The sequence below is a fragment of the Salibacterium qingdaonense genome (assembly GCF_900114715.1).
Taxonomy (GTDB): Bacteria; Bacillota; Bacilli; order Bacillales; family Marinococcaceae; genus Salibacterium; species Salibacterium qingdaonense.
This window is the reverse complement of sequence record NZ_FOTY01000012.1, coordinates 1-21855: the sequence shown is the minus strand read 5'-3', so window position 1 is coordinate 21855 and position 21855 is coordinate 1. Positions and strand designations below refer to the sequence as shown.

The 21855-nt window shown below is 46.7% G+C and carries 28 protein-coding genes and 1 rRNA gene; 16 read left to right on the top strand and 13 right to left on the bottom strand.

The annotated features are described in order from the left end of the window. Positions 1 to 72 precede the first annotated feature (72 nt). Entirely contained in the window at positions 73 to 312 is a 240-nt protein-coding gene (locus BM058_RS10480) for a hypothetical protein (RefSeq protein ID WP_090926993.1), read from the top strand. On the opposite strand, the gene BM058_RS10475 is transcribed toward BM058_RS10480, so the two are convergent. From BM058_RS10475 to ectA, 4 genes are all read right to left on the bottom strand, one after another. Further along, positions 309 to 515 carry a hypothetical protein gene (locus tag BM058_RS10475; RefSeq protein ID WP_090926992.1) on the bottom strand — a complete coding sequence of 69 codons (207 nt, stop codon included), beginning with the start codon at positions 513 to 515 and terminating at the stop codon, positions 309 to 311. The two genes, BM058_RS10480 and BM058_RS10475, sit on opposite strands and share 4 nt — an antisense overlap. 209 nt (positions 516 to 724) lie before the next feature. Next, the gene (locus tag BM058_RS10470) at positions 725 to 1111 is read right to left on the bottom strand and encodes an ectoine synthase (protein ID WP_090926991.1); all 387 of its coding nucleotides are present in this window, start codon (positions 1109 to 1111) and stop codon (positions 725 to 727) included. Between the two features lie 194 nt (positions 1112 to 1305). After that, the gene (gene ectB / locus BM058_RS10465; protein WP_090926990.1) at positions 1306 to 2589 is read right to left on the bottom strand and encodes a diaminobutyrate--2-oxoglutarate transaminase; all 1284 of its coding nucleotides are present in this window, start codon (positions 2587 to 2589) and stop codon (positions 1306 to 1308) included. A 53-nt stretch (positions 2590 to 2642) separates the two neighbouring features. After that, positions 2643 to 3161 carry a diaminobutyrate acetyltransferase gene (gene ectA, locus BM058_RS10460; RefSeq protein WP_090926989.1) on the bottom strand — a complete coding sequence of 173 codons (519 nt, stop codon included), beginning with the start codon at positions 3159 to 3161 and terminating at the stop codon, positions 2643 to 2645. Positions 3162 to 3607: 446 nt separating this feature from the next. On the opposite strand from ectA, the gene BM058_RS10455 reads away from it, so the two are divergent. Next, positions 3608 to 5014 (top strand): Glu/Leu/Phe/Val family dehydrogenase, encoded by a 1407-nt coding sequence (locus BM058_RS10455; RefSeq protein ID WP_090926988.1) that lies wholly within the window; start codon positions 3608 to 3610, stop codon positions 5012 to 5014. Positions 5015 to 5126: 112 nt separating this feature from the next. Here BM058_RS10455 and BM058_RS10450 read toward each other — a convergent pair whose 3' ends face one another. After that, on the bottom strand, positions 5127 to 6029 hold the full coding sequence (locus BM058_RS10450; RefSeq protein ID WP_090926987.1) for a TIGR01777 family oxidoreductase: 903 nt from the start codon (positions 6027 to 6029) through the stop codon (positions 5127 to 5129). A gap of 123 nt (positions 6030 to 6152) precedes the next feature. Between BM058_RS10450 and recX the strand changes: the two genes are divergently transcribed. Genes recX through BM058_RS10435 form a run of 3 tightly spaced genes read left to right on the top strand, consistent with a single transcriptional unit; the run spans position 6153 to position 7550 of the window. Then, complete coding sequence (gene recX, locus BM058_RS10445; RefSeq protein WP_090926986.1) at positions 6153 to 7025, top strand: recombination regulator RecX; 873 nt, start codon at positions 6153 to 6155, stop codon at positions 7023 to 7025. Further along, entirely contained in the window at positions 6970 to 7293 is a 324-nt protein-coding gene (locus BM058_RS10440) for a YfhH family protein (RefSeq protein ID WP_090926985.1), read from the top strand. Before recX ends, BM058_RS10440 begins: the two co-directional genes overlap by 56 nt. A 14-nt stretch (positions 7294 to 7307) precedes the next feature. Further along, complete coding sequence (locus BM058_RS10435) at positions 7308 to 7550, top strand: YfhJ family protein (RefSeq protein ID WP_090926984.1); 243 nt, start codon at positions 7308 to 7310, stop codon at positions 7548 to 7550. 21 nt (positions 7551 to 7571) lie between these two features. Here BM058_RS10435 and BM058_RS10430 read toward each other — a convergent pair whose 3' ends face one another. Next, complete coding sequence (locus BM058_RS10430; RefSeq protein WP_090926983.1) at positions 7572 to 8555, bottom strand: metal-dependent hydrolase; 984 nt, start codon at positions 8553 to 8555, stop codon at positions 7572 to 7574. 108 nt (positions 8556 to 8663) lie between these two features. On the opposite strand from BM058_RS10430, the gene BM058_RS10425 reads away from it, so the two are divergent. The 3 genes from BM058_RS10425 to BM058_RS10415 are packed head-to-tail and all read left to right on the top strand — an operon-like array spanning position 8664 to position 10850. Further along, entirely contained in the window at positions 8664 to 9002 is a 339-nt protein-coding gene (locus BM058_RS10425; protein ID WP_090926982.1) for a hypothetical protein, read from the top strand. After that, positions 8968 to 10101, top strand: a complete 1134-nt coding sequence (gene mutY, locus BM058_RS10420) for an A/G-specific adenine glycosylase (protein ID WP_090926981.1) — start codon at positions 8968 to 8970, stop codon at positions 10099 to 10101. The genes BM058_RS10425 and mutY overlap by 35 nt, the downstream gene beginning before the upstream one ends. Further along, positions 10092 to 10850, top strand: a complete 759-nt coding sequence (locus BM058_RS10415) for an SDR family NAD(P)-dependent oxidoreductase (protein WP_090926980.1) — start codon at positions 10092 to 10094, stop codon at positions 10848 to 10850. Before mutY ends, BM058_RS10415 begins: the two co-directional genes overlap by 10 nt. 8 nt (positions 10851 to 10858) lie before the next feature. Here BM058_RS10415 and BM058_RS10410 read toward each other — a convergent pair whose 3' ends face one another. Further along, positions 10859 to 11221: a hypothetical protein gene (locus BM058_RS10410; protein ID WP_090926979.1), complete on the bottom strand. Its 363-nt coding sequence runs from the start codon at positions 11219 to 11221 to the stop codon at positions 10859 to 10861. A gap of 62 nt (positions 11222 to 11283) precedes the next feature. Continuing rightward, positions 11284 to 11598 (bottom strand): hypothetical protein, encoded by a 315-nt coding sequence (locus BM058_RS10405; protein ID WP_090926978.1) that lies wholly within the window; start codon positions 11596 to 11598, stop codon positions 11284 to 11286. 161 nt (positions 11599 to 11759) lie between these two features. Between BM058_RS10405 and fabL the strand changes: the two genes are divergently transcribed. Together fabL and BM058_RS10395 are read left to right on the top strand one after the other, a co-directional pair. Continuing rightward, positions 11760 to 12509 (top strand): enoyl-[acyl-carrier-protein] reductase FabL, encoded by a 750-nt coding sequence (gene fabL, locus BM058_RS10400; protein ID WP_090926977.1) that lies wholly within the window; start codon positions 11760 to 11762, stop codon positions 12507 to 12509. A gap of 76 nt (positions 12510 to 12585) precedes the next feature. Continuing rightward, positions 12586 to 12777: a gamma-type small acid-soluble spore protein gene (locus BM058_RS10395; RefSeq protein ID WP_090927059.1), complete on the top strand. Its 192-nt coding sequence runs from the start codon at positions 12586 to 12588 to the stop codon at positions 12775 to 12777. Positions 12778 to 12857: 80 nt separating this feature from the next. On the opposite strand, the gene BM058_RS18250 is transcribed toward BM058_RS10395, so the two are convergent. Then, positions 12858 to 13025: a hypothetical protein gene (locus BM058_RS18250; RefSeq protein WP_177195516.1), complete on the bottom strand. Its 168-nt coding sequence runs from the start codon at positions 13023 to 13025 to the stop codon at positions 12858 to 12860. A gap of 180 nt (positions 13026 to 13205) precedes the next feature. Between BM058_RS18250 and ntdP the strand changes: the two genes are divergently transcribed. Together ntdP and BM058_RS10385 are read left to right on the top strand one after the other, a co-directional pair. After that, the gene (gene ntdP / locus BM058_RS10390) at positions 13206 to 13733 is read left to right on the top strand and encodes a nucleoside tri-diphosphate phosphatase (RefSeq protein WP_090926976.1); all 528 of its coding nucleotides are present in this window, start codon (positions 13206 to 13208) and stop codon (positions 13731 to 13733) included. 13 nt (positions 13734 to 13746) lie between these two features. Further along, positions 13747 to 15489 carry an ABC transporter ATP-binding protein gene (locus tag BM058_RS10385; protein ID WP_090926975.1) on the top strand — a complete coding sequence of 581 codons (1743 nt, stop codon included), beginning with the start codon at positions 13747 to 13749 and terminating at the stop codon, positions 15487 to 15489. A 39-nt stretch (positions 15490 to 15528) separates the two neighbouring features. Here BM058_RS10385 and BM058_RS10380 read toward each other — a convergent pair whose 3' ends face one another. The 3 genes from BM058_RS10380 to BM058_RS10370 are packed head-to-tail and all read right to left on the bottom strand — an operon-like array spanning position 15529 to position 19251. Next, positions 15529 to 16617, bottom strand: a complete 1089-nt coding sequence (locus BM058_RS10380; protein ID WP_322787879.1) for an FUSC family protein — start codon at positions 16615 to 16617, stop codon at positions 15529 to 15531. 29 nt (positions 16618 to 16646) lie between these two features. Continuing rightward, complete coding sequence (locus BM058_RS10375) at positions 16647 to 17891, bottom strand: GTPase family protein (RefSeq protein WP_090926974.1); 1245 nt, start codon at positions 17889 to 17891, stop codon at positions 16647 to 16649. Positions 17892 to 17949: 58 nt separating this feature from the next. Beyond that, positions 17950 to 19251 (bottom strand): glutamate-1-semialdehyde 2,1-aminomutase, encoded by a 1302-nt coding sequence (locus BM058_RS10370; protein ID WP_090926973.1) that lies wholly within the window; start codon positions 19249 to 19251, stop codon positions 17950 to 17952. Positions 19252 to 19344: 93 nt separating this feature from the next. Here BM058_RS10370 and bcp point away from each other — a divergent pair, with 93 nt between their 5' ends. The 3 genes from bcp (at position 19345) to perR (ending at position 20760) form a co-directional block, all read left to right on the top strand. Further along, on the top strand, positions 19345 to 19827 hold the full coding sequence (bcp, locus tag BM058_RS10365; RefSeq protein ID WP_407690176.1) for a thioredoxin-dependent thiol peroxidase: 483 nt from the start codon (positions 19345 to 19347) through the stop codon (positions 19825 to 19827). A gap of 93 nt (positions 19828 to 19920) precedes the next feature. After that, the gene (locus BM058_RS10360) at positions 19921 to 20226 is read left to right on the top strand and encodes a cyclic-di-AMP receptor (protein ID WP_090926971.1); all 306 of its coding nucleotides are present in this window, start codon (positions 19921 to 19923) and stop codon (positions 20224 to 20226) included. Between the two features lie 99 nt (positions 20227 to 20325). After that, positions 20326 to 20760, top strand: a complete 435-nt coding sequence (gene perR / locus BM058_RS10355) for a peroxide-responsive transcriptional repressor PerR (RefSeq protein WP_090927057.1) — start codon at positions 20326 to 20328, stop codon at positions 20758 to 20760. 56 nt (positions 20761 to 20816) lie between these two features. Here the strand turns inward: perR and BM058_RS10350 are convergent, their stop codons facing one another. Next, positions 20817 to 21179, bottom strand: a complete 363-nt coding sequence (locus BM058_RS10350) for a YgzB family protein (RefSeq protein WP_090926970.1) — start codon at positions 21177 to 21179, stop codon at positions 20817 to 20819. Positions 21180 to 21602: 423 nt separating this feature from the next. Between BM058_RS10350 and BM058_RS10345 the strand changes: the two genes are divergently transcribed. Further along, positions 21603 to 21855 (top strand): 16S ribosomal RNA (locus tag BM058_RS10345); the annotation flags it as partial.

Here is a 21855-nt window from a genome sequence, read left to right as displayed (position 1 = left end):
CATCTTTAATCGATGCAAATAAGATGACAGTAATACCAAAACGATACCCCAATGAAGGAGTTGGCAGGAACGATGTCATATCATGTGTATAAGGGTGAGGTCACGCACCCGGAACATCATTTACCGCTCTTGATTTATTATAATGCAGAGGAAGAAACGTTCTGCTTTTCAACGGTTGATTTTCAGGAAAACCGACCGCCCATCTGTGATTTTCAATACCCCGCAAAATCAATAAAAGAAGTAAGGACGTTTTTGAAAAAAATCGGCATGGATGCGGAAAATGTCGAATTCAAAACGCAGTTTCTTCATTAACGATTGCGGATAAAAAGATAAACAATCAAGCCGATAAGCGGAAAAAACAGCGTGCCGAGAAGGATCAGCAGGGCGAATTCCTTGCTGTTCCCTTTCGCGACCGCGTCACGGTATGCCCAGATACTTGTAATAATGTTCAATAGAAACAACAAAACCAGGAATAACAGAAAAATGGCGAAAATGCCTAATCCCAAAAACTCCATATTTTTCTCCTCCAATTTCTTATGATTAAGTATGTATCACACTGTACGAGGGTGTTCCTGTCTTGGTTTCAGGAAATATGCCGTTTTCCGGATGATTATCCCATCCCTCTCCCTGAGTACCTGGCTGAAAGAAAAAGCAGCTTCCATAAAGGAATACTGTCTTCCCTTTGGAAACTGCTCATTCTCACCAAACCTGTTAGGTATGTGTCTCAATCGTCGTCTACAGGATATACCCCGTTTTCATCATGAACTTCACGGCCGCTGAGCGGCGGATTGAATACGCAGATCATTCTCATGTCTTTTGTGGCCCGGAGCATGTGGTCGTCATGCTGATCCAGCGCATACACCGTATCGGCAGAGATAGGGTGGATTTTATTGTCACTAAGTGTCTCCACTTCCCCTTCTCCTTCAATGCAGTAGACGGTTTCAAGATGGTTTTTGTACCAAATATGAGTCTCTGTGCCTGCGCGTATAATCGTATCGTGAACAGAGTATCCCATGTTGTCCTGCTTGAGAATGAGACGCCGGCTGACCCAGTTGCCGTCATCTACTTCCTGATCAGTGCCGATAATGTCTTCGAGTTTTACTACTTTCATGAAAAAAGCCTCCTCGTGTAGTGCATAGCATGTTACATAAATGGAGAAGGCCTGATCTGTTTATCCTTCCAATCAAGGCCTTCCCAGATTAATTACGTTTATTATAAAGCAGATTTTTTTAGAACGGAGTTCCGGGTGGTACTGCCAAAGAACGTAACGCTCTTCGCTTAACGTTCTGGATTCAGGGTGTTTTTCTAAGTCGTTACAGGATTTTTTTCTTCGACTGCTTTTTCCATTGCCTTTTCCAGAATAGCGAGGCCCTTATCAAGATTCTCGTCATCAATCGTAATAGGCGGGAACAGCTTGAAGACTTCATCATCGGATCCGGCTGTTTCCATAATCAGACCGTGTTCAAAGCATTTTGCCGCTACGGCATCCGCCATGTCTTCTACGCCGCACGCAATACCCTGCATAAAGCCGCGGCCTCTGTGGGTTCCCTGGAGCTGCGGATATTTGTCCATCATGTTGTTCAGGAATGTGTAAATCCGTTCGGACTTATCCTGAACGCTTTTACTGAGGGTGTCGTCTTTCCAGTAGTTCAGAGCTTCCATTCCTGTGACGAACGCCATGTTGTTGCCACGGAATGTACCGTTATGTTCTCCAGGCTCAAACTTGTCATAATCCGGATGAATCAAGGTGAGCGCGAGCGGCAGACCGTAGCCGCCGATTGATTTGGAAAGGCAGACAATGTCCGGTGTTATGCCTGCCGGTTCAAAACTAAAGAATGTTCCGGTACGGCCGACACCTGCCTGAACATCATCAACGATTAAAAGAATGTCCCGGTCCCGGCAGATTTTTTCTATTTTTTGAAGCCATTCCATGCGTGCAGCGTTCAGGCCGCCTTCTCCCTGCACCGTCTCGAGAATAAAGGCTGCCGGCATTTCGACGCCGCTTCCGTTATCATCCAGAATGCGTTCGATGAAATCTGTTTCCTGTTCCATATCATTCAGATAGTTGTCAAACGGCATTGTATAGGAGTGACTAAGTGGAATACCGGCGCCGCCTCGTTTAAATGCGTTCCCGGTTACAGAGAGTGCACCGATTGTCATGCCGTGGAAACCGTGCGTGAAACTGACTACATTTGTACGTCCTGTTACTTTGCGGGCAAGCTTCAGAGCACTCTCCACGCTGTTAGTACCTGTCGGCCCGGGAAACATAACTTTGTAGTTCAGGTTGCGTGGTTCGAGAATAACGTCATGGAATTTTTGAAGAAACTCCCCTTTAGTTTTTGACGCCATATCCAGAGAATGGGTGATGCCGTCCTCCTGGATGTAATCGAGAAGTTTCTGTTTCATGTTTTCATCATTGTGACCGTAATTCAGGGCGCCGGCTCCGGAAAAGAAATCAATATATTCGTTTCCGTCCATATCCCATAACTTACATCCTTTTGCTTCATGAAACACAGTAGGAAAACCGCGGACATAACTGCGTACTTCTGACTCGTACTTCTCAAATATACCAAGGTCGTTTTCATTCATTATAATGATGGATCCTCCTTCGTGATCTCCTTTAATGACAGAACCATTGTCTTTTATTGATGAATAGGTCCGATGCGGAATGTTAACTCAGCTTCGTGTTCGTCTCCTGGAAAAAGCTCTTCTGCGAAACATTCGGAAACCTCACAGTTTGTGCCATGGTTTCTGGCGGTCTTGTTAAACAGCGCCTGGGACGCTTCATTGGACGGTGTGACAGTAGCTTCCAGATATTTCACATCTTTGTCGGCAACACGTTCCAGCAGTTCATTAATCAAACGGGATGCCAGACCTTTTCCACGCTGGGAAGGATCCACGCCTACCTGCCATACAAAAACAGTATCCTGTTTTTTAGGAGGGATAAAAGCTGTGACAAACCCTGCAAGTTCTCCTTTGTCCTTTGCAACAACACACGTTTCAGCGAAAAATTCGCACATCATGATGTATTTGTAGGACGAATTCAGATCAAGTGTGGAATTCTTGACGAGCTCCCACATGTCTCTGCCATCTTCGACCTGAGGCTTTTCAAAAGTTAATGCATCCATTGTCACGGTAGTGCCATTCTGTTTTGTTTCCATCTTTTGATCACCTTCGTTTTGATTAATAAGAACTTTAATAACTTATTCCTCCCGAGTGTGAATCTTTAACTTTCTGCTTCCTGCCTGTAATCTTGTTCCGGAAGGATCCGGACCGGCAGGAAATGTTTGTTATCCCGTGTTTCTTGTTTAATCATAGGATGCTCAGAAAAAAAATTCAAATGCAGTTGAATTGGATTAATTGCGCTTACTAAGCGTTATTAAGCGTTGCACTTAATAAAGACAGTCACGCTTACATAATGCTTGGGTATAGTAGGTTATACAGCCGATTTGAAACATACGGTTCCGGCTTTTCCTTTTGTACCGCTGGATTTGAGACCTTTGACGAGATCAAAATCTTTTTTCAAAAAAATCAGCCGATTTAAGGTTTGGAATGTCATGGAATAGGTAATGGAAGCGGTAGACTTCATATTAAAGGAGGCAGTTTTATGGACCGCTCTCAAACGAGAGTCTTAATTGAAGAGGTGATCAAAGATCTGAAACAAAAAGAAGATTTTCTGGAGATGGACAATCCTTCAGAGCGTGACATGACGCTGGAGTCTGCCGGCGAGATACTTAAAACGACGGATAAAATCATCAAAAGTTATATTCGTGTGTCCCGTGAGGATGGCGGAATTATGCGGATTCCGGCATATCGGGTGCAGCACAATAATATAAGCGGATTCTATAAAGGCGGAATTCGTTTCAGTGATAATATAGAAGAAAGTGAGGTGGAAAATCTCGCCATTCTCATGACCCTTAAGAATGCCCTCCACGGGCTTCCGTTCGGGGGAGCGAAAGGCGGCGTTGATATCAATCCGCGTGACTTTACCGAGCGCGAACTGAATCTTGTCAGCAAAAAATACGTACAGCGCTTTGCTCTGAATATCGGACCAACTCAGGATATTCCCGCGCCGGATCTTGGAACGAATGAGCGTATTATTGACTGGATGGTGGGAGAATACAAAACGATACATCCAGGGCAGGCGTACAGCGGATCGTTTACAGGAAAAAGCGTTGAAAATAACGGTGCAAGAGGACGCCGGGAATCTACGGGCGTTGGTACGTTTCTCAGTTACTTCTACTTATTGAATGAATGGTTTCCAAACAAACGAGGCAGTGATGATCCATATAATGAGTCACGCTCAAGTCAGTGGGAAACCCTCAATCGTCTCCACGAAAAAATCGACCGCAATGATCCGGTCGATGTGGCGGTTCAGGGTTTTGGAAATGTCGGAAGCGTCGCGGCACTTGAAGCTTATAACTGCTCGGAAGCCAAGCATAGAGTAACGGCTGTATCTGATCAGTTTGTCACCCTCACCAATCCAGAGGGACTGAATATCAAAAAGCTGCAGGAATATAACAATAAATTTAAACGGCTGCCGAATACAAAAGAGCAGTTTGAAGAATATAATATCACCGCTGAAGCCGCCGGCCCTAAAGCCGTCCTGACCTCGGATGTAGACGTTTTGATTTTTGCGGCCGTGGAAGATCAGGTGACAAAAGAGAATATGAAAGATATCAAAGCCGACATTCTCGTAGAAGGAGCGAACGCGCCGGTATCGGTTGAGGCGGATCTGCATCTGCAGGAGCAGGGCGGCATCATCATTCCTGATATTCTTGCCAACGCCGGCGGGGTGCACGTTTCTTATCTTGAATGGAAGCAGAGCCGTGTGACGGAAATGTATTCCCAAGATGAGATTGTGAAAGAAATGGGATCGCAGATGAAGTCTACGCTCGAGAAAGTATATGAAGAGTATTTTCATGAAAAAGAACACACCATGCGCTTCACCTGCTACTCCCTCGCTCTTCGCAGACTCACGTCGCTGCTCTATAAGCACGGGAAGTTGTTTTAAATAGAACGGAACGTGTCAGTGTGAAAAAATGTAGAAATAAAAAATCCGAACGGTGGTACAGCTTACTGCGTAGAACAGGGAGCCGCTCCGTTCGGATTTTTTGAAGCCGGGGTTAAGAAGTGATGTTGTCCAGGGCTTTGTCGAGCGTCGGATAGGTAAAGGTGTAGCCATGCGCGAGCGCTTTTTGAGGTATAGCTTTCTGCCCTTTGAGAATCAACAGGCTCATTTCGCCGATCAGGTTCCGGATGAAAAACGCAGGCACCGGGGCCCAGTGCGGCCGGCCGAGAGCGGCGGCCAGTTTCTTTCCGAAGTTTTTCATCTGCTCCGGATTCGGCGCGGTTACATTGAGCGGACCTTCCACATTTTCATGAACAAGCGCAAAATGGAGTAGTTGAATAACGTCCTGAAGGTGCACCCAGGAATACCACTGATTTCCGGAGCCGATCGGGCCACCTGCGAAACATTTATAGGGAAGCATCATGAGAGGAAGCGCCCCTTCGGACTCATCGAGAATCAGCCCAAATCTCGCGTAAACGGTACGAACTCCCTCTTCCCGGGCACGGGAGGCTTCTTTTTCCCAGTGCTCACAGACGTACTGCAGAAAATCCCTGTCCGCCGGACTGCTCTCTTCCGTGAACTCAGCGGTTCTGGATGTTCCGTACCAGCCGACTGCCGATGCATTCACGAGCACTCCCGGTTTGTGGTCCATGAGGCCGATGAACCGGTTGATTTCCCTTGCCGCGTCCAGACGGCTCTGCAGGATGGACTTCTTATTCTCCGACGTCCAGCGTTTATTAATGGAAGTGCCTGCGAGGTTCACGACGGCATCCAGAACGGGCAGGTGGTTTTCCGGGCGGGATTCAGGCTGGAGCCATTCGACGAAGGTGATCAGATCTTTATTCTGTTTGCTGGTGCTGTTTCTTGTTAAAATATAAACATGATGCCCAAGTCCGGTAAGGTATCCGGTTAAAGCGGAGCCAATAAAACCGGTACCTCCGGCAACCGCAATATTCATGTTACATTCCCCTTTCGATAGGTTCGGGTTGAAGTATCCTTATCTTGGTCATTTATACCCTGATTGGATAGCAAGTAATCACGTCACCGTTTCAAATTCCAGTCTGGAAGCGAGGAAACGTTTATGAAAATCGCCAAACTGACAACGCAGCAAAAACGATCGGACCGTTTTAATGTCTTTTTGAAAGACGGAGAAAAAGAAGAATACGCGTTCAGCGTAGACGAACAGGTTCTTGTAGAGTGGCAGCTTCAAAAAGGAATGATCCTGTCCGAGCAGGACATCGAAGCTATTAAGGCGGCTGATCAAAAGCGTAAATGCTGGAATGACGCGCTTCACTATTTAGCCAGTTCAATGCGTACGGAATACCAGGTAAGACAGTATCTGTACCAAAAAGAATATGAACCCGAAGCAGTGGAAAAAGCGATCAGCCGTCTGAAAGAATACCGATTCCTTCAGGATGAAGAATTTGCGATGGCTTTTGTCCGCACTAAAATGAATACATCGGATAAAGGGCCGGTGGTTATCAAAGAACAACTTTATCAAAAAGGGGTGTCAGAGCACCTTGCCGAGCAGGCGCTTCTGCAGTTCACGCCGGACATGCAGCTGGAAGCCGCGGACACCTTTCTCGAAAAAAAAGGTAAACCCAAGAAGAATGAGTCTGCTTCAGCAATGAAAATAAGGCTCATGAATGCCATGATAAGAAAAGGTTTTTTCCGTGAAACTGCAGAAGAAGCCTGGAACAAAGCGGCTTTGGAGCAGCCGGAGGATGAAGAGCGGGAAGCAGTATTCCAGCAGGGGGAGAAGGCACTGCGGAAATGGAAAGACAAATATGACGGCTATACGCTGGAAATGAAATTGAAGGAACATTTATACCGGAAAGGTTTTCCGCTTTCTTTTATTCAGGAGTTTCTGGAGGACGTCAGAGAAAGGAGACAGCAGGATGAAGAAGAAATACAGTCAGATGACCGAACAGGAATTATGGGACGAAATCCGTGAACTTCATGAGAAGTCAAATAAAGCTCAGCAGCTTGGGAATGCGAGTGATTTCGCCATTCAGGAACAAAGACGTATCATGGCGGAAGCGTATTTACTGAATCCCGATGATTTCATGGCCGGGCAGCGCTATTCCCTCAAGCAGGAGGCAAATACTTTTTTTGTGAAATATTATAACGGGGTATTCGCTTGGGGGTTCAGAGAACGATCGGACAAGCTGGAAGCGGTGCCGATTTCACTCTTGGATAAGGTGAAACCAACGTCGTTGTAGAAAGGGTGATAAAGATGGAACCTGTTTTCGAGAGGCTGACCGACCAGCTGAGGCTCTTGAATCCGGAGTTAAGTGCAGAGGAGGCAAGGAGCTGGGTTGAGCATTTATGGGAAGACTTTGAAACCACCCGCGCCAGGTCCGGCCGGGAGTACAAAGGACCGGAAGTTACCGAGACAATTGTAAAGAAGTGGCTGGAACAATACGGACCCCACCTCCACCGGTACGAACCAACCAACAGCAGATTCAAAAATGTATAGAGAATAAACAAGGAGAAAAACTTATCGTTTTTCTCCCTGCTTTAACTTTTTTTCCAATGTTTCGTCGCTGTAGATCCAGCCGGTGTAGGACGTGTGAATGGATAAATCCTGATTCATCCGAACGACGGCAACAAAAGGATAATAACCTTTGCTTCGGTAACGAAGGTCAATGAATTTCACTTCCCAGCCGCTGCCGGACTCGTGGACAATCCAGCGGTACGTCGGTGAAAACGAGAGAAAGGCAGCCAGATTTTTGTCCTCACGGGCTTTATTGATGACCCTGTCCTCAGGGATAGGCTCAAATGGATAGCTCTCCAGATAGCGGAGCCTGGCATTACGGACTTCTGTGACGTGAAGCCTGTCAGTGGTGCGGATGACCAGATGCCACTTGTACCAGTTAAATGTAGGGGAAATAAAAAAATGCGTCGCTCCGGGATGAAACTGCCGGGCCAGCTGCAGCACCTTGTTTTTGGCGAGACTACGCCATATATAATAAAAAATCAGGCCGGTATACAGCAGAATCATCGTTATCCCCGGAGGAGCCCCGTACCGCCATAATATAAACGCGAAAATGTGGGCAAAAAAGATAAGTGGATCAAAAATATTGATGACCCCGAGTGCCACCCATTTCTTGTTGAATGGGGAGAGCGCCTGGGTGCCGTACGCGTTAAAAATGTCAACAAAGACGTGCAGAAACACCGCCAGAAAGGTCCAAAGCCAAAGATGTATAAAGGACACTTCCGGTGAAAAAGCGAAAACGGTACCAGCCACAGCCAGCGGCCAGAGCAGAACAGCCGGAATCGAATGGGTCGGTCCTCTGTGATATCGTATGTAGACGGCGTTGTTTTTCAGCTTCAGTACTGTATCAAAATCCGGAGCCTGGGAGCCGATGATAACAGCTGCCATGACAGTCTGCATGGAAGCGGAAGACTCGGAAACGACCGGATCGAGTGCAGCAAGTGCACCAATTCCGACCCCCATCACAACATGTGTGGCTGTATCCATTCGCGGTGTCCTCCTTCAATCACGTTGGGTAAACCGATTACTCCGCATTTTCCCGGCTGTATTAGTTATACCCGATTATAGAACGCATCAAAAGGGGAATAAAACCGTATGCAGAAAAAAATACATATCTTTATAGAGTATAAAATTGCCGCCGGCAAAGAGCAGCGGTACAGGCAGCTCATGGAGGAAACAGCCCAAGCCCTTGACGCCTTAGGTGCTTCTTCTTTCCAGTGGCTGGAAGCTGTTGATCAAGACAGATTATATGTAGAAATGTTCGAACTCGAAAGCCTGTCTGTCTATCATACCGTAAAAGAGGCCCGTCGTTCAAAGAATCATCCGGTGTTCGGAAAATTGGACGAATGTCTGGAAGGCGGCCTGGACCATCTTCATTGCTGGGGATTTGTGTCCAAAAATGATGAACTGGAAGAAAAGCTTGGAGGAACGTGACATGCACACATACACCGATGATGAAACAATTCATGCCTTTCAGGATGCTCTGCTGTCGTGGCACAGCCATCATAAACGGGAACTGCCGTGGCGGCAGGACCAGGACCCCTACAAAGTGTGGGTCTCTGAAATTATGCTGCAGCAGACAAAAGTAGATACCGTTATCCCGTATTTTCATCATTTTATGAATGAATTTCCAACCCCGGAAGCTCTCGCGTATGCTGAAGAGGAAAAGGTGATGAAAGCATGGGAAGGTCTTGGTTATTATTCCAGAGTACGTAACCTGCAGACTGCAGTGAAAGAAGTGGTGGAAGAATACGGAGGCAGAGTCCCGGAAGACCGGGATGCTTTTTCGTCGCTGAAGGGGGTAGGACCGTACACGTCAGGGGCGGTGCTCAGCATCGCTTACGAAAAACCCGAACCTGCAGTAGATGGAAACGTGATGCGGGTGTTCTCGCGGATTTTCAATATTTCCGATGATATAGGGAAAGCAAAAACAAGAAAACGATTTGAATCTCTTGTGGCTCCATTTCTGGAAGAGGTGAAGCCGTCTGAATTTAACCAGGCCGTGATGGAACTTGGCGCGCTCGTTTGTACGCCGAAATCCCCGGGTTGTCTGCTTTGTCCGGTTCAGGATTTCTGTGAAGCGCGCCGGGCAGGTACGGCGGAAGATCTTCCGGTGAAAGCAAAAAAGAAACCTCCGAAAGCTAAAGATATGGCTGCTGCGGTGGTGAAAAATGAACACGGACAGATTCTTATTCATCAACGCGGGGAGACGGGGCTGCTTGCCAGACTCTGGGAGTTTCCAAATACGGAGGTGCCGGAGGGCAGGAAGCGGACAGAAGCGTTGGAACATTATCTTGCCGGCGAATACGGAGTGACCGCTCAGGTTAAAGAACCGGTTCAAAAAGTGGAACATGTTTTTTCTCATTTAATATGGTACATCACCGTCTTTGAAGCGTGGACTACAGAAAGTAATGTACAGGATCCGGACAGCCGGTGGGTAACTTGGGAGGATATAAATCAGTATGCCTTTCCTGTATCCCATCAAAAAATACTCGAAGAACGAAAAGAAAAGGAGACCTCATCATGGATTTAGGACTGAAAGGAAAACGTGTACTCATTACTGGTGGTTCAAAAGGAATAGGTAAAGGAATTGCTGCCCGCTTTCTCGCCGAAGAAGCAGAAGTTGCGATTGCAGCAAGATCAAAAGAGGGGTTGCAGCAGGCGCAGGAAGAACTGGGAGACATGCACTTGATTCAGGCGGACTTGAAGGAAGAATCAGAGCGGGATCGTGCATACAGCGAAGCGGTCGAAGCGCTTGGTTCGATCGACATTCTTGTCAACAATGTCGGCGGAAGCAGCGGCGGCAGTATTGAAGAAACGCCGCTCTCTTCTTTCGAAGAGGCCATCCAGCTGAACTATTTATCGGCAGTTCAGTTCAGTAAGGCTGTTCTTCCCGCCATGAAAGAAGATAAGAGCGGCAGCATTATTAATATCTCTTCTATTTTCGGAAGGGAATCCGGCGGGAAGGCCACCTATAACAATGCAAAAGCAGCCATGATCAGTTTTACGAAAGCGCTCGCTGATGAAGCAGCACCTTTTGGGGTGTGGGTAAACTCGGTTGCTCCAGGGGCCATTCTTCATCCGAGCGGCAACTGGCAGAAGCGTCTGGAGGAAAATCCGGAAAAAATCAATCAGTTTGTAAAGGAACAAATCCCTGCCGGACGTTTTGGGACGGTTGAGGAAATTGCCGATGTGACTGCCTTTATGGCGTCGGAACGAGCGTCGTGGGTAACCGGGGCAAGCCTTAATGTCGACGGGGGACAGTCCAACATGAACATGTAATAAAACATTCAGTGAGGAGGCTTTCTCATATTCCGTTTAGGATCGTCATTCAGAATACGGGCCTCCTCCATTTTTTGTTTCGTTTCCGGAGTTCCGAGTTCATAAATCTTCTCCAGCACATGGTCCATGCCCCGCTGAAATTCACGGCGGTCGTCTTCTTCAATGGATTCGTCAAAATGACGGAACGTGAGCAGGTTGCGCGATTCCAGGTCGTGATCCTGTGTTTCATTTAAAAGCACATCCAGGGATTTGAGCTCCTCCGGATCGGCCTCAATTTCGTATTGAATCAGATTGCTGTCCGGTATTTTCACGCGGCTGACATCATCCATGCTGATTGGATTCAGGTTCACGTAGTACGTTTGTTTATCCAACGTTTTCTGCCTCCTGTTTTATACGTGCCATTACTATCCCGCGAATGGACAGGTTTTATACGTTACACCAGTCCCTGACTCCGGAAAAATTCCTTTGTTTCCGGGGCGCCCAGCTCATAAATTTTCTGATACAGCTCCTGCATTTCTGTTTTCATTTCATGCTTGGCCTGATCAGCTTTCGTTTCATCATGCACACGTGCCATGATATCTGTGCCACTTAATTCTTCATGCTGCACCTTGTTTATCATTTTCTCCAGTTCATGTTTTTCATTAGGTGTGGCGTGTATTTCGTACTGAATGGTATTTTCACTTGTTTTGATGTCGGTAATGCCCATCATAGGCTGCTCAAGCTCGACATAATACGTAAGACGTTCCACGGAAATTCTCCTTTCCAGCACTTTTTGAAAGATTATACCCGGTGCGGCAGGAAATTACACTACAGGAATCCCTTCATGGAATATACGTTTTTTACATTATTTTTGTGGGATGGCTGGAGCGTATACGTTATAATGATGTGGTGCTTAGAAAGGAGGAGACGATGGAACAAAAAACAGCTCTCGTCACCGGAAGTACCCGCGGCATCGGCAGGGAGATTGCTCTGAAGCTGGCTGCAAAAGGATATAATATTGTTATTAATTACGCACGAAGTAAAAGTGCGGCTATTGAAACCGCAGAAGAAATTGAAACATACGGTGTGAAAGCATTAACGGTGAAAGCAAATGTAGGAAAACCGGAAAAAGTAAAGGAATTATTTTCCGCTGTTGAAGAACAATTCGGACGTTTGGATGTATTTGTAAATAATGCTGCTTCCGGCGTTCTGCGTCCGGCAATGGAACTGGAGGAAAGCCACTGGGACTGGACGATGAATATTAACAGCAAGGCGCTTCTTTTCTGCGCTCAGGAAGCAGCAGCGTTGATGGAAAAGAACGACGGAGGAAAAATAGTCAGTCTTAGTTCACTCGGAGCGCAGCGTTATTTAGAAAATTACACAGCGGTGGGCGTATCCAAAGCCGCTGTAGAGGCGCTCACAAGGTATCTGGCAGTGGAACTTGCGGAAAAGGGAATTGTCGTCAATGCGGTTTCCGGAGGTGCGGTGGACACAGATGCTCTTGTTCATTTTCCGAACAGGGAGGAGCTGCTTCGTGAAGCAGAAGAACGGACACCGGCCGGAAGAATGGTGACCACAACGGATCTTGCCGACGGGGTAATGTTTCTGTTGTCGGATGAAGCGTCCATGATTCGGGGGCAGACGATTATTATTGATGGAGGCATTTCGCTTTTAACCTGATATTACCACCACCGTTATGGATAATCTGCCGGATGAGCGGGCAGATTAATCGATGTGGGGGTGATGAAGAATGGCTATGAACAACCAGCAGCAAAACAACGCTTCACAAACCGACGCTAAGAAGGTACGCCGTCAAAACGCGGCTTCTGCTCAAAATCAAAGTCAAAGTCAGCAGACTGAATTTGCAAGTGAAACGGACGCACAGGAAGTCCGCAGACAAAACCAGCAGTCCGAGCAGAAGAAAAGCCAGAATCAACAACAGCAGTAACGTAACAAAAAAGACCTCTCTGGATTACAAAATCCAGAGAGGTCTTTTTACATCGTGTACGCATGTATCTTGATTCCCGTTTACTGCGGAAACATGGGGAATACATACTGTACGAGAAACCATAAAAAGCCGAAAAAGATAAGAACGTAAGCGAAATATTTAATAAAAGTTGCAGCTACATTTGATTTATCTTCTTTTTTTTCAATATGTCTCTCTTCGTATTCATGATCTGGTGTCTTTTTTGACATGACAATATCCTCCTTATGCTCTGCTGTTTATTTAGAACTTTCCCTTACCAATACCGCGATAAACGTCAAATCATTTGTAACAGGTGGATGAGCAAAGTTTCTTCGGTTTTCTTCGTCTTCCGCTGGATGTATAATAAGTTGGCAGGAATATTTACGTTTTGCAGCAGGAAGGAGAAAGGCATGGATTTCCCGGAAACAGGCAGCGTAATAGAAATTCAAAGTTATAAACATGACGGCACTCTTCACCGGATCTGGGAAGAAACCTTTATTCTTCAAGGAACATCCAAAGAGATAATCGGCGGCAACGACCGTATCCGTGTCCATGAGGCGAACGGCCGTGTGTGGCGGACAAGAGAGCCTGCCATCTGTTATTTCCATAGAGATAAGTGGTTTAATACGATTGGAATGGTCCGCTCCGACGGTATTCATTTCTATTGTAACGTCGGCACTCCGTTTGTGTGGGACGAAGAAGCGTTAAAATATATTGATTATGATCTGGATATAAAGGTCTTTCCTGATATGACTTATCATGTTCTCGATGAAGATGAGTACGAGCTGCATAAAAGAAAAATGAACTATCCCCCGGAACTGGAACAAAAAATTTCAGAAGGACTTGAAGAGCTGCAGAGCTGGATTTACCAGCGCAAAGGACCGTTTGAACCAAGTTTCGTGGAAAAATGGTACGAGCGGTTTCTCTTTTTTCGGTAGAATGAGGTGAATCATGGGCAGTATCCGCAGGTATTTACAGTTTGTCAAACCTTATAACAAAATCATTGTCATAACCGTTATTATCGGGGTGTTGAAGTTTGGAATTCCGCTTCTCACCCCTCTTATTCTTGCGCATGTGATTGATGAAATTATACTGGCTGATGGAATGGCCGTATCAGAAAAACTTTCCACCCTGTTTTGGATCACAGGCGGTGCGGTTGTGCTGTTTTTAGTCACACGGCCGCCGGTGGAATATTACCGTCAGTATTTTGCGCAGTGGACAGGAAACAAAGTTCTTTATGACATACGGGATCAGTTGTTTACCCATATTCAGAAATTAAGCCTGCGTTTTTATTCCAACCGAAAGGCAGGCGAGATTATATCGCGCGTCATTAATGATGTGGAGCAGACGAAGAACTTCGTCATCACAGGAATGATGAATATCTGGCTTGATCTGGCTACAATCCTTATCGTTCTTGTTATTATGCTGACGATGAACGGTTGGCTCACTCTTGTTTCTGTGTCGCTGTTCCCGCTTTATATTATATCCATTAATTATTTCTACACGAGACTCCGTGACTTGACGGCACGCCGGTCGGCTGCGCTTGCCGATGTGCAGGGTCATCTTCATGAACGGGTTCAGGGCATGAATGTGATCCGGAGTTTTGCGCTGGAGGATTATGAACAGGAGCAGTTCGATCAGCGCAACAGTACATTTCTCGAGAGAGCCGTTGACCATACGAAGTGGAATGCCAAAACGTTTGCTGTTGTGAATACCATCACCGATATTGCACCGCTTCTGGTTATTATGGCAGCCGGTTATTTCGTCATTACATCAGGTCTGTCCGTCGGAGAAATGACGGCATTTGTCACCTACATGGAACGAATGTATGCCCCGCTGCGGCGGTTGATTAATTCTTCGACGACGTTGACCCAGTCTATTGCTTCGATGGACCGCGTGTTTGAGTTTGTGGATGAGCAGTATGATATTGAAGACAAAAGTGATGCTGTACCGCTCACCCATACGAGGGGGGACGTGGCGTTTGAAGATGTATCCTTTCATTATGAAGATGAAAGTGAAGAAGTCCTTCGATCGGTGGACATGAATGTTAAAGCGGGAGAAACGATCGCCCTTGTCGGAATGAGCGGCGGTGGAAAAAGTACGCTTGTCAGTCTTATACCCCGTTTTTACGATGTCACCGGTGGACGGATCAAGCTGGACGGCAAAGATATCCGCGACTACCAGGTCCGTACGCTGCGTGACAAAATCGGCATGGTGCTTCAGGACAATGTGTTATTCAGCGGATCGGTGAAGATGAATATCCGCATGGGGAATCCGGATGCAACCGATGAAGAAGTCACAGCAGCAGCAAAGGCTGCCAATGCCCACGACTTTATCCAGAATCTCACGGAAGGCTATGACACGCCGGTAGGGGAGAGAGGAGTCAAATTGTCCGGCGGCCAGAAACAGCGTATCGCGATTGCGAGAGTGTTTGTGAAGAACCCGCCGATGCTGATATTTGATGAAGCAACGTCCGCGCTCGACCTTGAAAGCGAGCACTTGATTCAGGAAGCGATGGAGACGCTTGCCCGGGACAGGACCACATTTATCGTGGCTCACCGATTGTCCACCGTCACCCACGCCGACCGCATCATCGTGATGGAGAACGGCAGAGTAGTCGAAGACGGCCCGCATGAAGAGCTTATGAAACAAAACGGATCCTACAGGAGACTGTATGATGTGCAGCATGTATAAAAAAGACGGAGCGGGAAAGTTCATCCCGCTCCGTCTTTTTTATTCCTGTTCGATATAGACCGCATTATCATCCTGATGATAGCTGAAGAAACTTTCGACGAGCCGGTCCAGGTGTTCGAGGTGGTCCTGGTATTCCATGATATGGGCAACCACCGGAAGAACATGGAACCATTCTTCTTTCAGATGTTTCTCTTCATCATACACCTTCATAAATTGTTCGGCGAGCTGTGTTTTTCCCTTCATCACTTCTTCTTCCATATCCCCTGGAAGCTGGGAGTGGACTTTTCCCACGTAACGAAGGAGAATCCGGTCGTGGTAGTCCATCAGTTGATCAACCTGGGATTTGATCTGTTTCTGCATATCTTCAGGCAGGTGATACAGCTCATTTTCGTACCGGTTGATGGATTTAAGAATGGTGAAGATATGCTGCAGAGCCGTTATCATCTGTTTAAACAGTACAACTTTGCGCGCCTTTACGAGCTTATGGTTCCTTAAATAACTTCGCTCTTCTTTAAAAAGAAGATAAAGATTACTCACTTCCACAATGGATTCATTGATTCTTGGTATGTCCTGTTTCAGGCTCTGCTGATTGGTTTCGTGCCGAAGGATAAGACGCGTCCAACGGATGACTTCATCGGTCAGGTCCGTCATTTTATAGTAAAGCTTTGTTTCATACTTCGGCGGAAAAAACAGAATGTTCACAAGAAAAGCTGCCAGCACCCCGAGCATCACGAGTGAGAATCGCTCGAGTGCAAACATAAGAAAACTGTCTCCGGGGCGGCCCATGATAATAATGATCGTAACCAGTGCAAGGGAAATCGCAGAGCTTTCCAGTTTTAATTTCAAAATGATACTGATGGCAAGCATCACCGCTGCGCCAATCACGAAAGGTTCATGCCCAAAAGCTATCGTGAAGACGATGGCGATGGCAGCCCCGAGGACATTTGCCTGAACCTGTTCGAGAATGGTTTGATATGATTTGTAAATGGAAGGCTGGATAGCAAACGTTGCCGAGATGGCTGCGAAGAACGGCGGATCAAGCCCAATCCAGGAAGCGGCGTAAATAGCAGCTATGATGGCAAGCCCTGTTTTAAATATTCGAGCCCCTAATCGCATGTGATGTTCCAAGTCCTTTCTTTCTATAAAGTGACGCGGATTTAATGCTGCGGCGGTTCTTCTTCCTGCCGTGTTTTTTCAAAAACCTTCTTTGCCTCCTCAGCAGTCTGACGGTCAATGAAGTAAGCGATGGCTGCTTTGCACAGCGACCATGTCGCAGCGGAGGCAATGGTTCCGGAAATAACATGACCGGCGCCCGGAAAGACGACTTTACTCAGCGATCGTGCTGCCTGGCGGAAGGCATAAGCAGCCCCTATGTTAATACCGAGGGCGCCGAGAAATTCGAGAATGCTTTTGCGGTTGAGGTCGCGGCCTGAAATGTAGGCGATGCTTGTAATCATCGAGATCTGCACTCCTGTAATGACCGGCATGTCTGCGATGGGGATCGGCTGCGCGCCGAAACCGCCATTGATAAGAGAGGCGCTTTTGCCAATCGAACGGGCAATACTGCGCTGGATTTCGGCAGCCTGGGTAATTTTTGCCCATTGCAGCCAAGTGCTGCCCGGCAGGTGATCCAATAGATAATGGAGGGTTTCTTCCATATTCCAGCGCCGGTCGTATACGATTTCTCCATTTTTAAAGGCAAGGTACGCACAAACCGGAAACACCTGAATAACGCCTTCCATCTGATCTTTGAGTTTGTCTTCAAGATGGGAGGCTGCGTGATCGATGTTAGTTCTTTTTTCTGCTTCATAAGGAGGTTCTGTATCATAAACAGGATCGAGTTCATCCACCTGCGTGACAATACCGATGACAGGAGGGACATACTGGTGAACATCTTCAACATACGCACGAAGTTCCTGAAGCTGGTCGATGTCCTCCTGAATCCGGGCATCGACTTCTTTGGCTTTTACAAGAAACAAAAACACATCGGGACTTTTTTCGCGCAGGGAGCGTTTCGTTTCTTCAAGAGAATCAGCTTCATCAGCTGCTTCTTCCGGACGAGATCCTTCTCCGATACCTCTTGTGTCAAGAATATCCATGGCGCCTGATACTCCATTGTCTTTATGGAAAGAATGCCATACACCGCGTCCTGTCTGCGCCTTAACGGAACCGGTTTTGGCAGCGGGTTCCTGAAAAACAGCATTAATGAATGTGGATTTCCCCGCTCCGCGGCGGCCGACAATGGCAAAACGAGGGGAACGGTAATCGAGAAATATGTCTTCCAGTCTTTCGATTTCCCCTTCAATCTGCTTTTTGACGGGCCCGGGTACTTTCGGGAGAAGTTTGTTGCGCATCAAACGAACGGGTTCCTGAAGCCACTGTTTTGTTTCTTCGTTCTGCATGTCCTGCCCCTCCTTTGTTACTCACTCTGTATTCCCATTCACCGGGTAAGGTAATCACTTACTGTCTGTTTTTTTCGATTTGGCTGAAAGCGTGGCGTGCAGCTTCAATCGTTTGATCAATGTCTGCTTCGGTGTGAGCGGTTGTTAAGAACCATGCTTCGTATTTGGAAGGGGCCAGGTTAATGCCCTGATCCAGCATAAGGTGGAAAAATGTCTTAAATAACTCCCCATCACTTTCGTCCGCACCGTCGTAATCAGTGACTTTCCGGTCTGTAAAGAAGAGGGTCAGTGCTCCGCAGCGGCGGTTGATGACAGCCGGGATGGAGTGTTCCTTAATAATATGAGACAGTCCGTCTTCCAGTCGTTTACCGAGGTGATCGAGGTGCTCGTACACACCGTCCTGACCGAGCACTTCAAGGCAGGCGATGCCGGCACTGATGGATACCGGATTCCCCGACATCGTACCGGCCTGATAGGCGGGTCCAAGGGGGGCAACATTTTCCATAATATCGACCCGGCCGCCGTATGCGCCGATCGGAAGGCCGCCGCCGATAATTTTACCCATCGCCGTCATATCCGGCTTCACTCCGTAGATGTCCTGTGCCCCTCCGTATGTAAAACGAAAAGCGGTGATGACTTCATCATAAATAACAAGAGCACCTGTGTCATGAGCAGCTTCATTCACTTGTTCCAAAAATCCTTCTGCAGGTTCGACAATACCGAAATTGCCGACAATTGGTTCTACTAGTACTGCAGCGATGTCATCTCCCCATTTGTCGAGCACGTCCTGCAGCGCCTGGGTGTCATTAAATGGTACAGTGATCACTTCTTCAGCGGTATTTTCTGTTACGCCCGCAGAGTCCGGCGATCCTAAAGTGGCGGGTCCGGATCCCGCTGCGACCAGCACCAGATCGGAATGCCCGTGATAGGATCCGGAGAATTTCACGATTTTTGTACGGCCGGTATAAGCGCGGGCCACGCGTATCGTTGTCATGACTGCTTCTGTACCTGAGTTCACGAAACGAACTTTTTCCAAAGAAGGGATGGCTTCTTTCAGCATTTTGGCAAATCTGTTTTCAAGTACAGTCGGTGTACCGTACAGAACACCGTTTTCCGCTGCGCGCGTTACCACCTGAGTAATATGTGGATGGGCATGGCCCGTGATAATCGGCCCGTATGCACCAAGATAATCGATGTAGGTGCTCCCGTCTACGTCATACAGGTACGCTCCGTTTCCTTTTTCCATGAAAACCGGTACGCCGCCCCCGACTCCTTTGAAGGAGCGGGAGGGACTGTTCACCCCGCCGACAATATGTTCACATGCTTCATTATACAAGTGCTGGGAATGTTTTCTGTCCATTATTGTTCCTCCTCGAATGAAAACTTTCAACGCATATTGTATCATGAAGGAGAGAGGATCAATAACAGCCCTCTGGAATTACACGAAAGGATGATGAACGTGTCAGATATGATAGGAAAAAAAGTGCCTGAATTTGCACTGCCCGTAAGCAGCGGGGGCAGCATCAGTCTCGCTGATTATGAAGGTGAAAACGTCGTCCTTTATTTTTATCCGAAAGACATGACCCCGGGGTGCACAACTCAGGCTTGTGATTTCAGGGACTGGACAGCGGATTTTGAGGAAGAAAATACGCAGATTCTTGGTGTCAGCCCCGATTCGCTGGATTCACATCAGAAATTTATAGAAAAAAATGAACTCCCATTTCCACTTGTGGCCGATGAAAACAAAGAATTGGCTGATGCTTTCGGCGTTCACCAGCTCAAAGAGAACATCGGAAGAGAATACATGGGAATCGTCCGTTCCACTTTCATCATTGATGAATCAGGAACCATTGTTCAAGAATGGAAGAACGTGAAAGTGAAGAATCACGTGCAGGAGACACTGCAATATATAAAAGACAATCTCAAAAGCTCCTGAAACGAAATTTATTCTCTCCTTTTCTCTGTGTCACTAAAAAAGCGGACGTGATATAATAAAGTATTAGAAACAAAGGCCGGGGGTGGATGGAATATGAAGCTGATGATCTGCATCGTGAATAATTATTATACGTCTCATATTGAAAAACAAATGAACAAAAAAGGATACCGGATGACAGAACTTTCAAGCAGCGGAGGTTTTATTAAAAAAGGAAGCACGACCTTTCTTTTTGGTGTGGAAGAAGAAAATCTCGAAGATTTGAAAGCGCACCTGCAAGAAGCCTGCACTTCTCTCGAATCGAAAAAAGGAAGGCAGTCTGAAGCCCCCCGCCGGTTTACGTATTTTGTTCTTTCTGCAGAGAACGCAGCCTTTTTCAAAAATCCAGAGAAAAACTCCTGAGAGATACTTTCATTGACAATATTTCCGTATTTACTATAGAATTATTTATAAGAATTATCATGTAATAATTGGTGAATGGAGAAAGAGAGGTGCATGGCGATGGCGAACGAACATCTTCAGGAAGCGGTAAATACGCTTAAAAATACGAAGGTTCGCATGACTCCGCAGCGTCATGCCATTTTGGAATATTTGTATGAAACAATGAATCATCCAACAGCTGATGACATTTATAAGGCCCTTGAAAGCAAATTCCCAAACATGAGCGTTGCTACGGTATATAACAACCTCCGCGTATTTAAAAATGTCGGTATTGTAAAAGAACTGACGTATGGAGACTCATCGAGCCGATTTGACTGTGTAACAACCGACCATTATCACATCATTTGTTCAGACTGCGGGAAAATAGTGGATTTCCATTATCCCGGTCTGGATGAAGTGGAAACGCTGGCTGAACAGGTTACCGGATTTCAGGTGCATAACCACCGGATGGAGATATATGGAAGCTGCCAGGACTGTAAAGTTGCTGCTCATTAAAAGAAAAAAGGCTCTTTAGGAGGAAGACCTCGTAAAGAGCCTTTTTTTCTTCAGAGTCAGGATTTATGCCGGGAAGATCCACGATTGTAGGATGGATCAAATTCTTTTCCTTCCAACTCGGGATCGAGTGTTAAAGGCTCATCACAATACATACATGCATCAACTCTTCCCAGTACCTTGGTCACTTTTCCGCACCCGGGGCATTCCACCTTCACGGTGTTGGTGGAAATCATGCCGATCCAGAAATAAATCCCGCTGCTTGATATAACAAAAACAAAACCGATGATCATGCTTATTGTCATTATCAAGGGGGAGGAATCGAAAAAGATTCCAATATACATAACCAGGATTCCTATAAAGACAAGGGAGAGGGCAAACGTCCTGATTCGATTAATCTTATTCATTCCTTTTGATGCCATACAATACCTCCTGTGGTGAAAGTATATCATAAAGTGCGGCTTTCATCAGCGGTCGTTCCCTTCGATTTGCGAAACGGAGAACGCCGCAAAGAATTGCATCGGCACAAACTGGGAAATGCCTGCACAACAGGGATGAATTCAACGGGCGAATTTATTTCAAAAAAAATTCTGCTGAAATGTTGACTCACTACAGGTACGGTGGTAAAGTATTCATTGTCGCTGTTGAGGGAACAACAGACAGCGGCTGAATTTCTTCAAAAAAAGTTATTGACTAACTACTTGAAGAAATGATAAATTATAAAAGTCGCTGATTAAGCGGCGCTGACATCTGCCCTTTGAAAATTGAATGAAAGTCAAGCGTCTGTCAATTCAAATGGTCTACGGACCATACAGATAAGAAACACAGCACAGCATCAAACTTTTTTAATGGAGAGTTTGATCCTGGCTCAGGACGAACGCTGGCGGCGTGCCTAATACATGCAAGTCGAGCGCGGGAAGCGGACGGAAATCCTCCGGGGTGGAAATCCGTGGAACGAGCGGCGGACGGGTGAGTAACACGTGGGCAACCTGCCTGAAAGTCCGGGATAACCCCGGGAAACCGGGGCTAATACCGGATGGGCCTGTCGACCGCCTGGTCGACGGGGAAAAGTGGGGATCTTCCTCACGCTTTCAGATG

Excerpts from the sequence above, each read along its gene's own strand:
- BM058_RS10470 (WP_090926991.1), bottom strand. The coding sequence starts at position 1,111 with ATGAAAGTAGTAAAACTCGAAGACATTATCGGCACTGATCAGGAAGTA.
- BM058_RS10435 (WP_090926984.1), top strand. The coding sequence starts at position 7,308 with ATGGAACCTGTTTTCGAGAGGCTGACCGACCAGCTGAGGCTCTTGAAT.
- BM058_RS10430 (WP_090926983.1), bottom strand. The coding sequence starts at position 8,555 with ATGGATACAGCCACACATGTTGTGATGGGGGTCGGAATTGGTGCACTT.
- BM058_RS10385 (WP_090926975.1), top strand. The coding sequence starts at position 13,747 with ATGGGCAGTATCCGCAGGTATTTACAGTTTGTCAAACCTTATAACAAA.
- BM058_RS10360 (WP_090926971.1), top strand. The coding sequence starts at position 19,921 with ATGAAGCTGATGATCTGCATCGTGAATAATTATTATACGTCTCATATT.
- BM058_RS10440 (WP_090926985.1), top strand. The coding sequence starts at position 6,970 with ATGAAGAAGAAATACAGTCAGATGACCGAACAGGAATTATGGGACGAA.
- BM058_RS10480 (WP_090926993.1), top strand. The coding sequence starts at position 73 with ATGTCATATCATGTGTATAAGGGTGAGGTCACGCACCCGGAACATCAT.
- BM058_RS10350 (WP_090926970.1), bottom strand. The coding sequence starts at position 21,179 with ATGGCATCAAAAGGAATGAATAAGATTAATCGAATCAGGACGTTTGCC.
- fabL (WP_090926977.1), top strand. The coding sequence starts at position 11,760 with ATGGAACAAAAAACAGCTCTCGTCACCGGAAGTACCCGCGGCATCGGC.
- recX (WP_090926986.1), top strand. The coding sequence starts at position 6,153 with ATGAAAATCGCCAAACTGACAACGCAGCAAAAACGATCGGACCGTTTT.
- ntdP (WP_090926976.1), top strand. The coding sequence starts at position 13,206 with ATGGATTTCCCGGAAACAGGCAGCGTAATAGAAATTCAAAGTTATAAA.
- BM058_RS18250 (WP_177195516.1), bottom strand. The coding sequence starts at position 13,025 with ATGTCAAAAAAGACACCAGATCATGAATACGAAGAGAGACATATTGAA.
- BM058_RS10425 (WP_090926982.1), top strand. The coding sequence starts at position 8,664 with ATGCAGAAAAAAATACATATCTTTATAGAGTATAAAATTGCCGCCGGC.
- mutY (WP_090926981.1), top strand. The coding sequence starts at position 8,968 with ATGATGAACTGGAAGAAAAGCTTGGAGGAACGTGACATGCACACATAC.
- BM058_RS10475 (WP_090926992.1), bottom strand. The coding sequence starts at position 515 with ATGGAGTTTTTGGGATTAGGCATTTTCGCCATTTTTCTGTTATTCCTG.
- perR (WP_090927057.1), top strand. The coding sequence starts at position 20,326 with ATGGCGAACGAACATCTTCAGGAAGCGGTAAATACGCTTAAAAATACG.
- ectA (WP_090926989.1), bottom strand. The coding sequence starts at position 3,161 with ATGGAAACAAAACAGAATGGCACTACCGTGACAATGGATGCATTAACT.
- bcp (WP_407690176.1), top strand. The coding sequence starts at position 19,345 with ATGAACGTGTCAGATATGATAGGAAAAAAAGTGCCTGAATTTGCACTG.
- BM058_RS10415 (WP_090926980.1), top strand. The coding sequence starts at position 10,092 with ATGGATTTAGGACTGAAAGGAAAACGTGTACTCATTACTGGTGGTTCA.
- BM058_RS10370 (WP_090926973.1), bottom strand. The coding sequence starts at position 19,251 with ATGGACAGAAAACATTCCCAGCACTTGTATAATGAAGCATGTGAACAT.
- BM058_RS10450 (WP_090926987.1), bottom strand. The coding sequence starts at position 6,029 with ATGAATATTGCGGTTGCCGGAGGTACCGGTTTTATTGGCTCCGCTTTA.
- ectB (WP_090926990.1), bottom strand. The coding sequence starts at position 2,589 with ATGAATGAAAACGACCTTGGTATATTTGAGAAGTACGAGTCAGAAGTA.
- BM058_RS10395 (WP_090927059.1), top strand. The coding sequence starts at position 12,586 with ATGAACAACCAGCAGCAAAACAACGCTTCACAAACCGACGCTAAGAAG.
- BM058_RS10455 (WP_090926988.1), top strand. The coding sequence starts at position 3,608 with ATGGACCGCTCTCAAACGAGAGTCTTAATTGAAGAGGTGATCAAAGAT.
- BM058_RS10375 (WP_090926974.1), bottom strand. The coding sequence starts at position 17,891 with ATGCAGAACGAAGAAACAAAACAGTGGCTTCAGGAACCCGTTCGTTTG.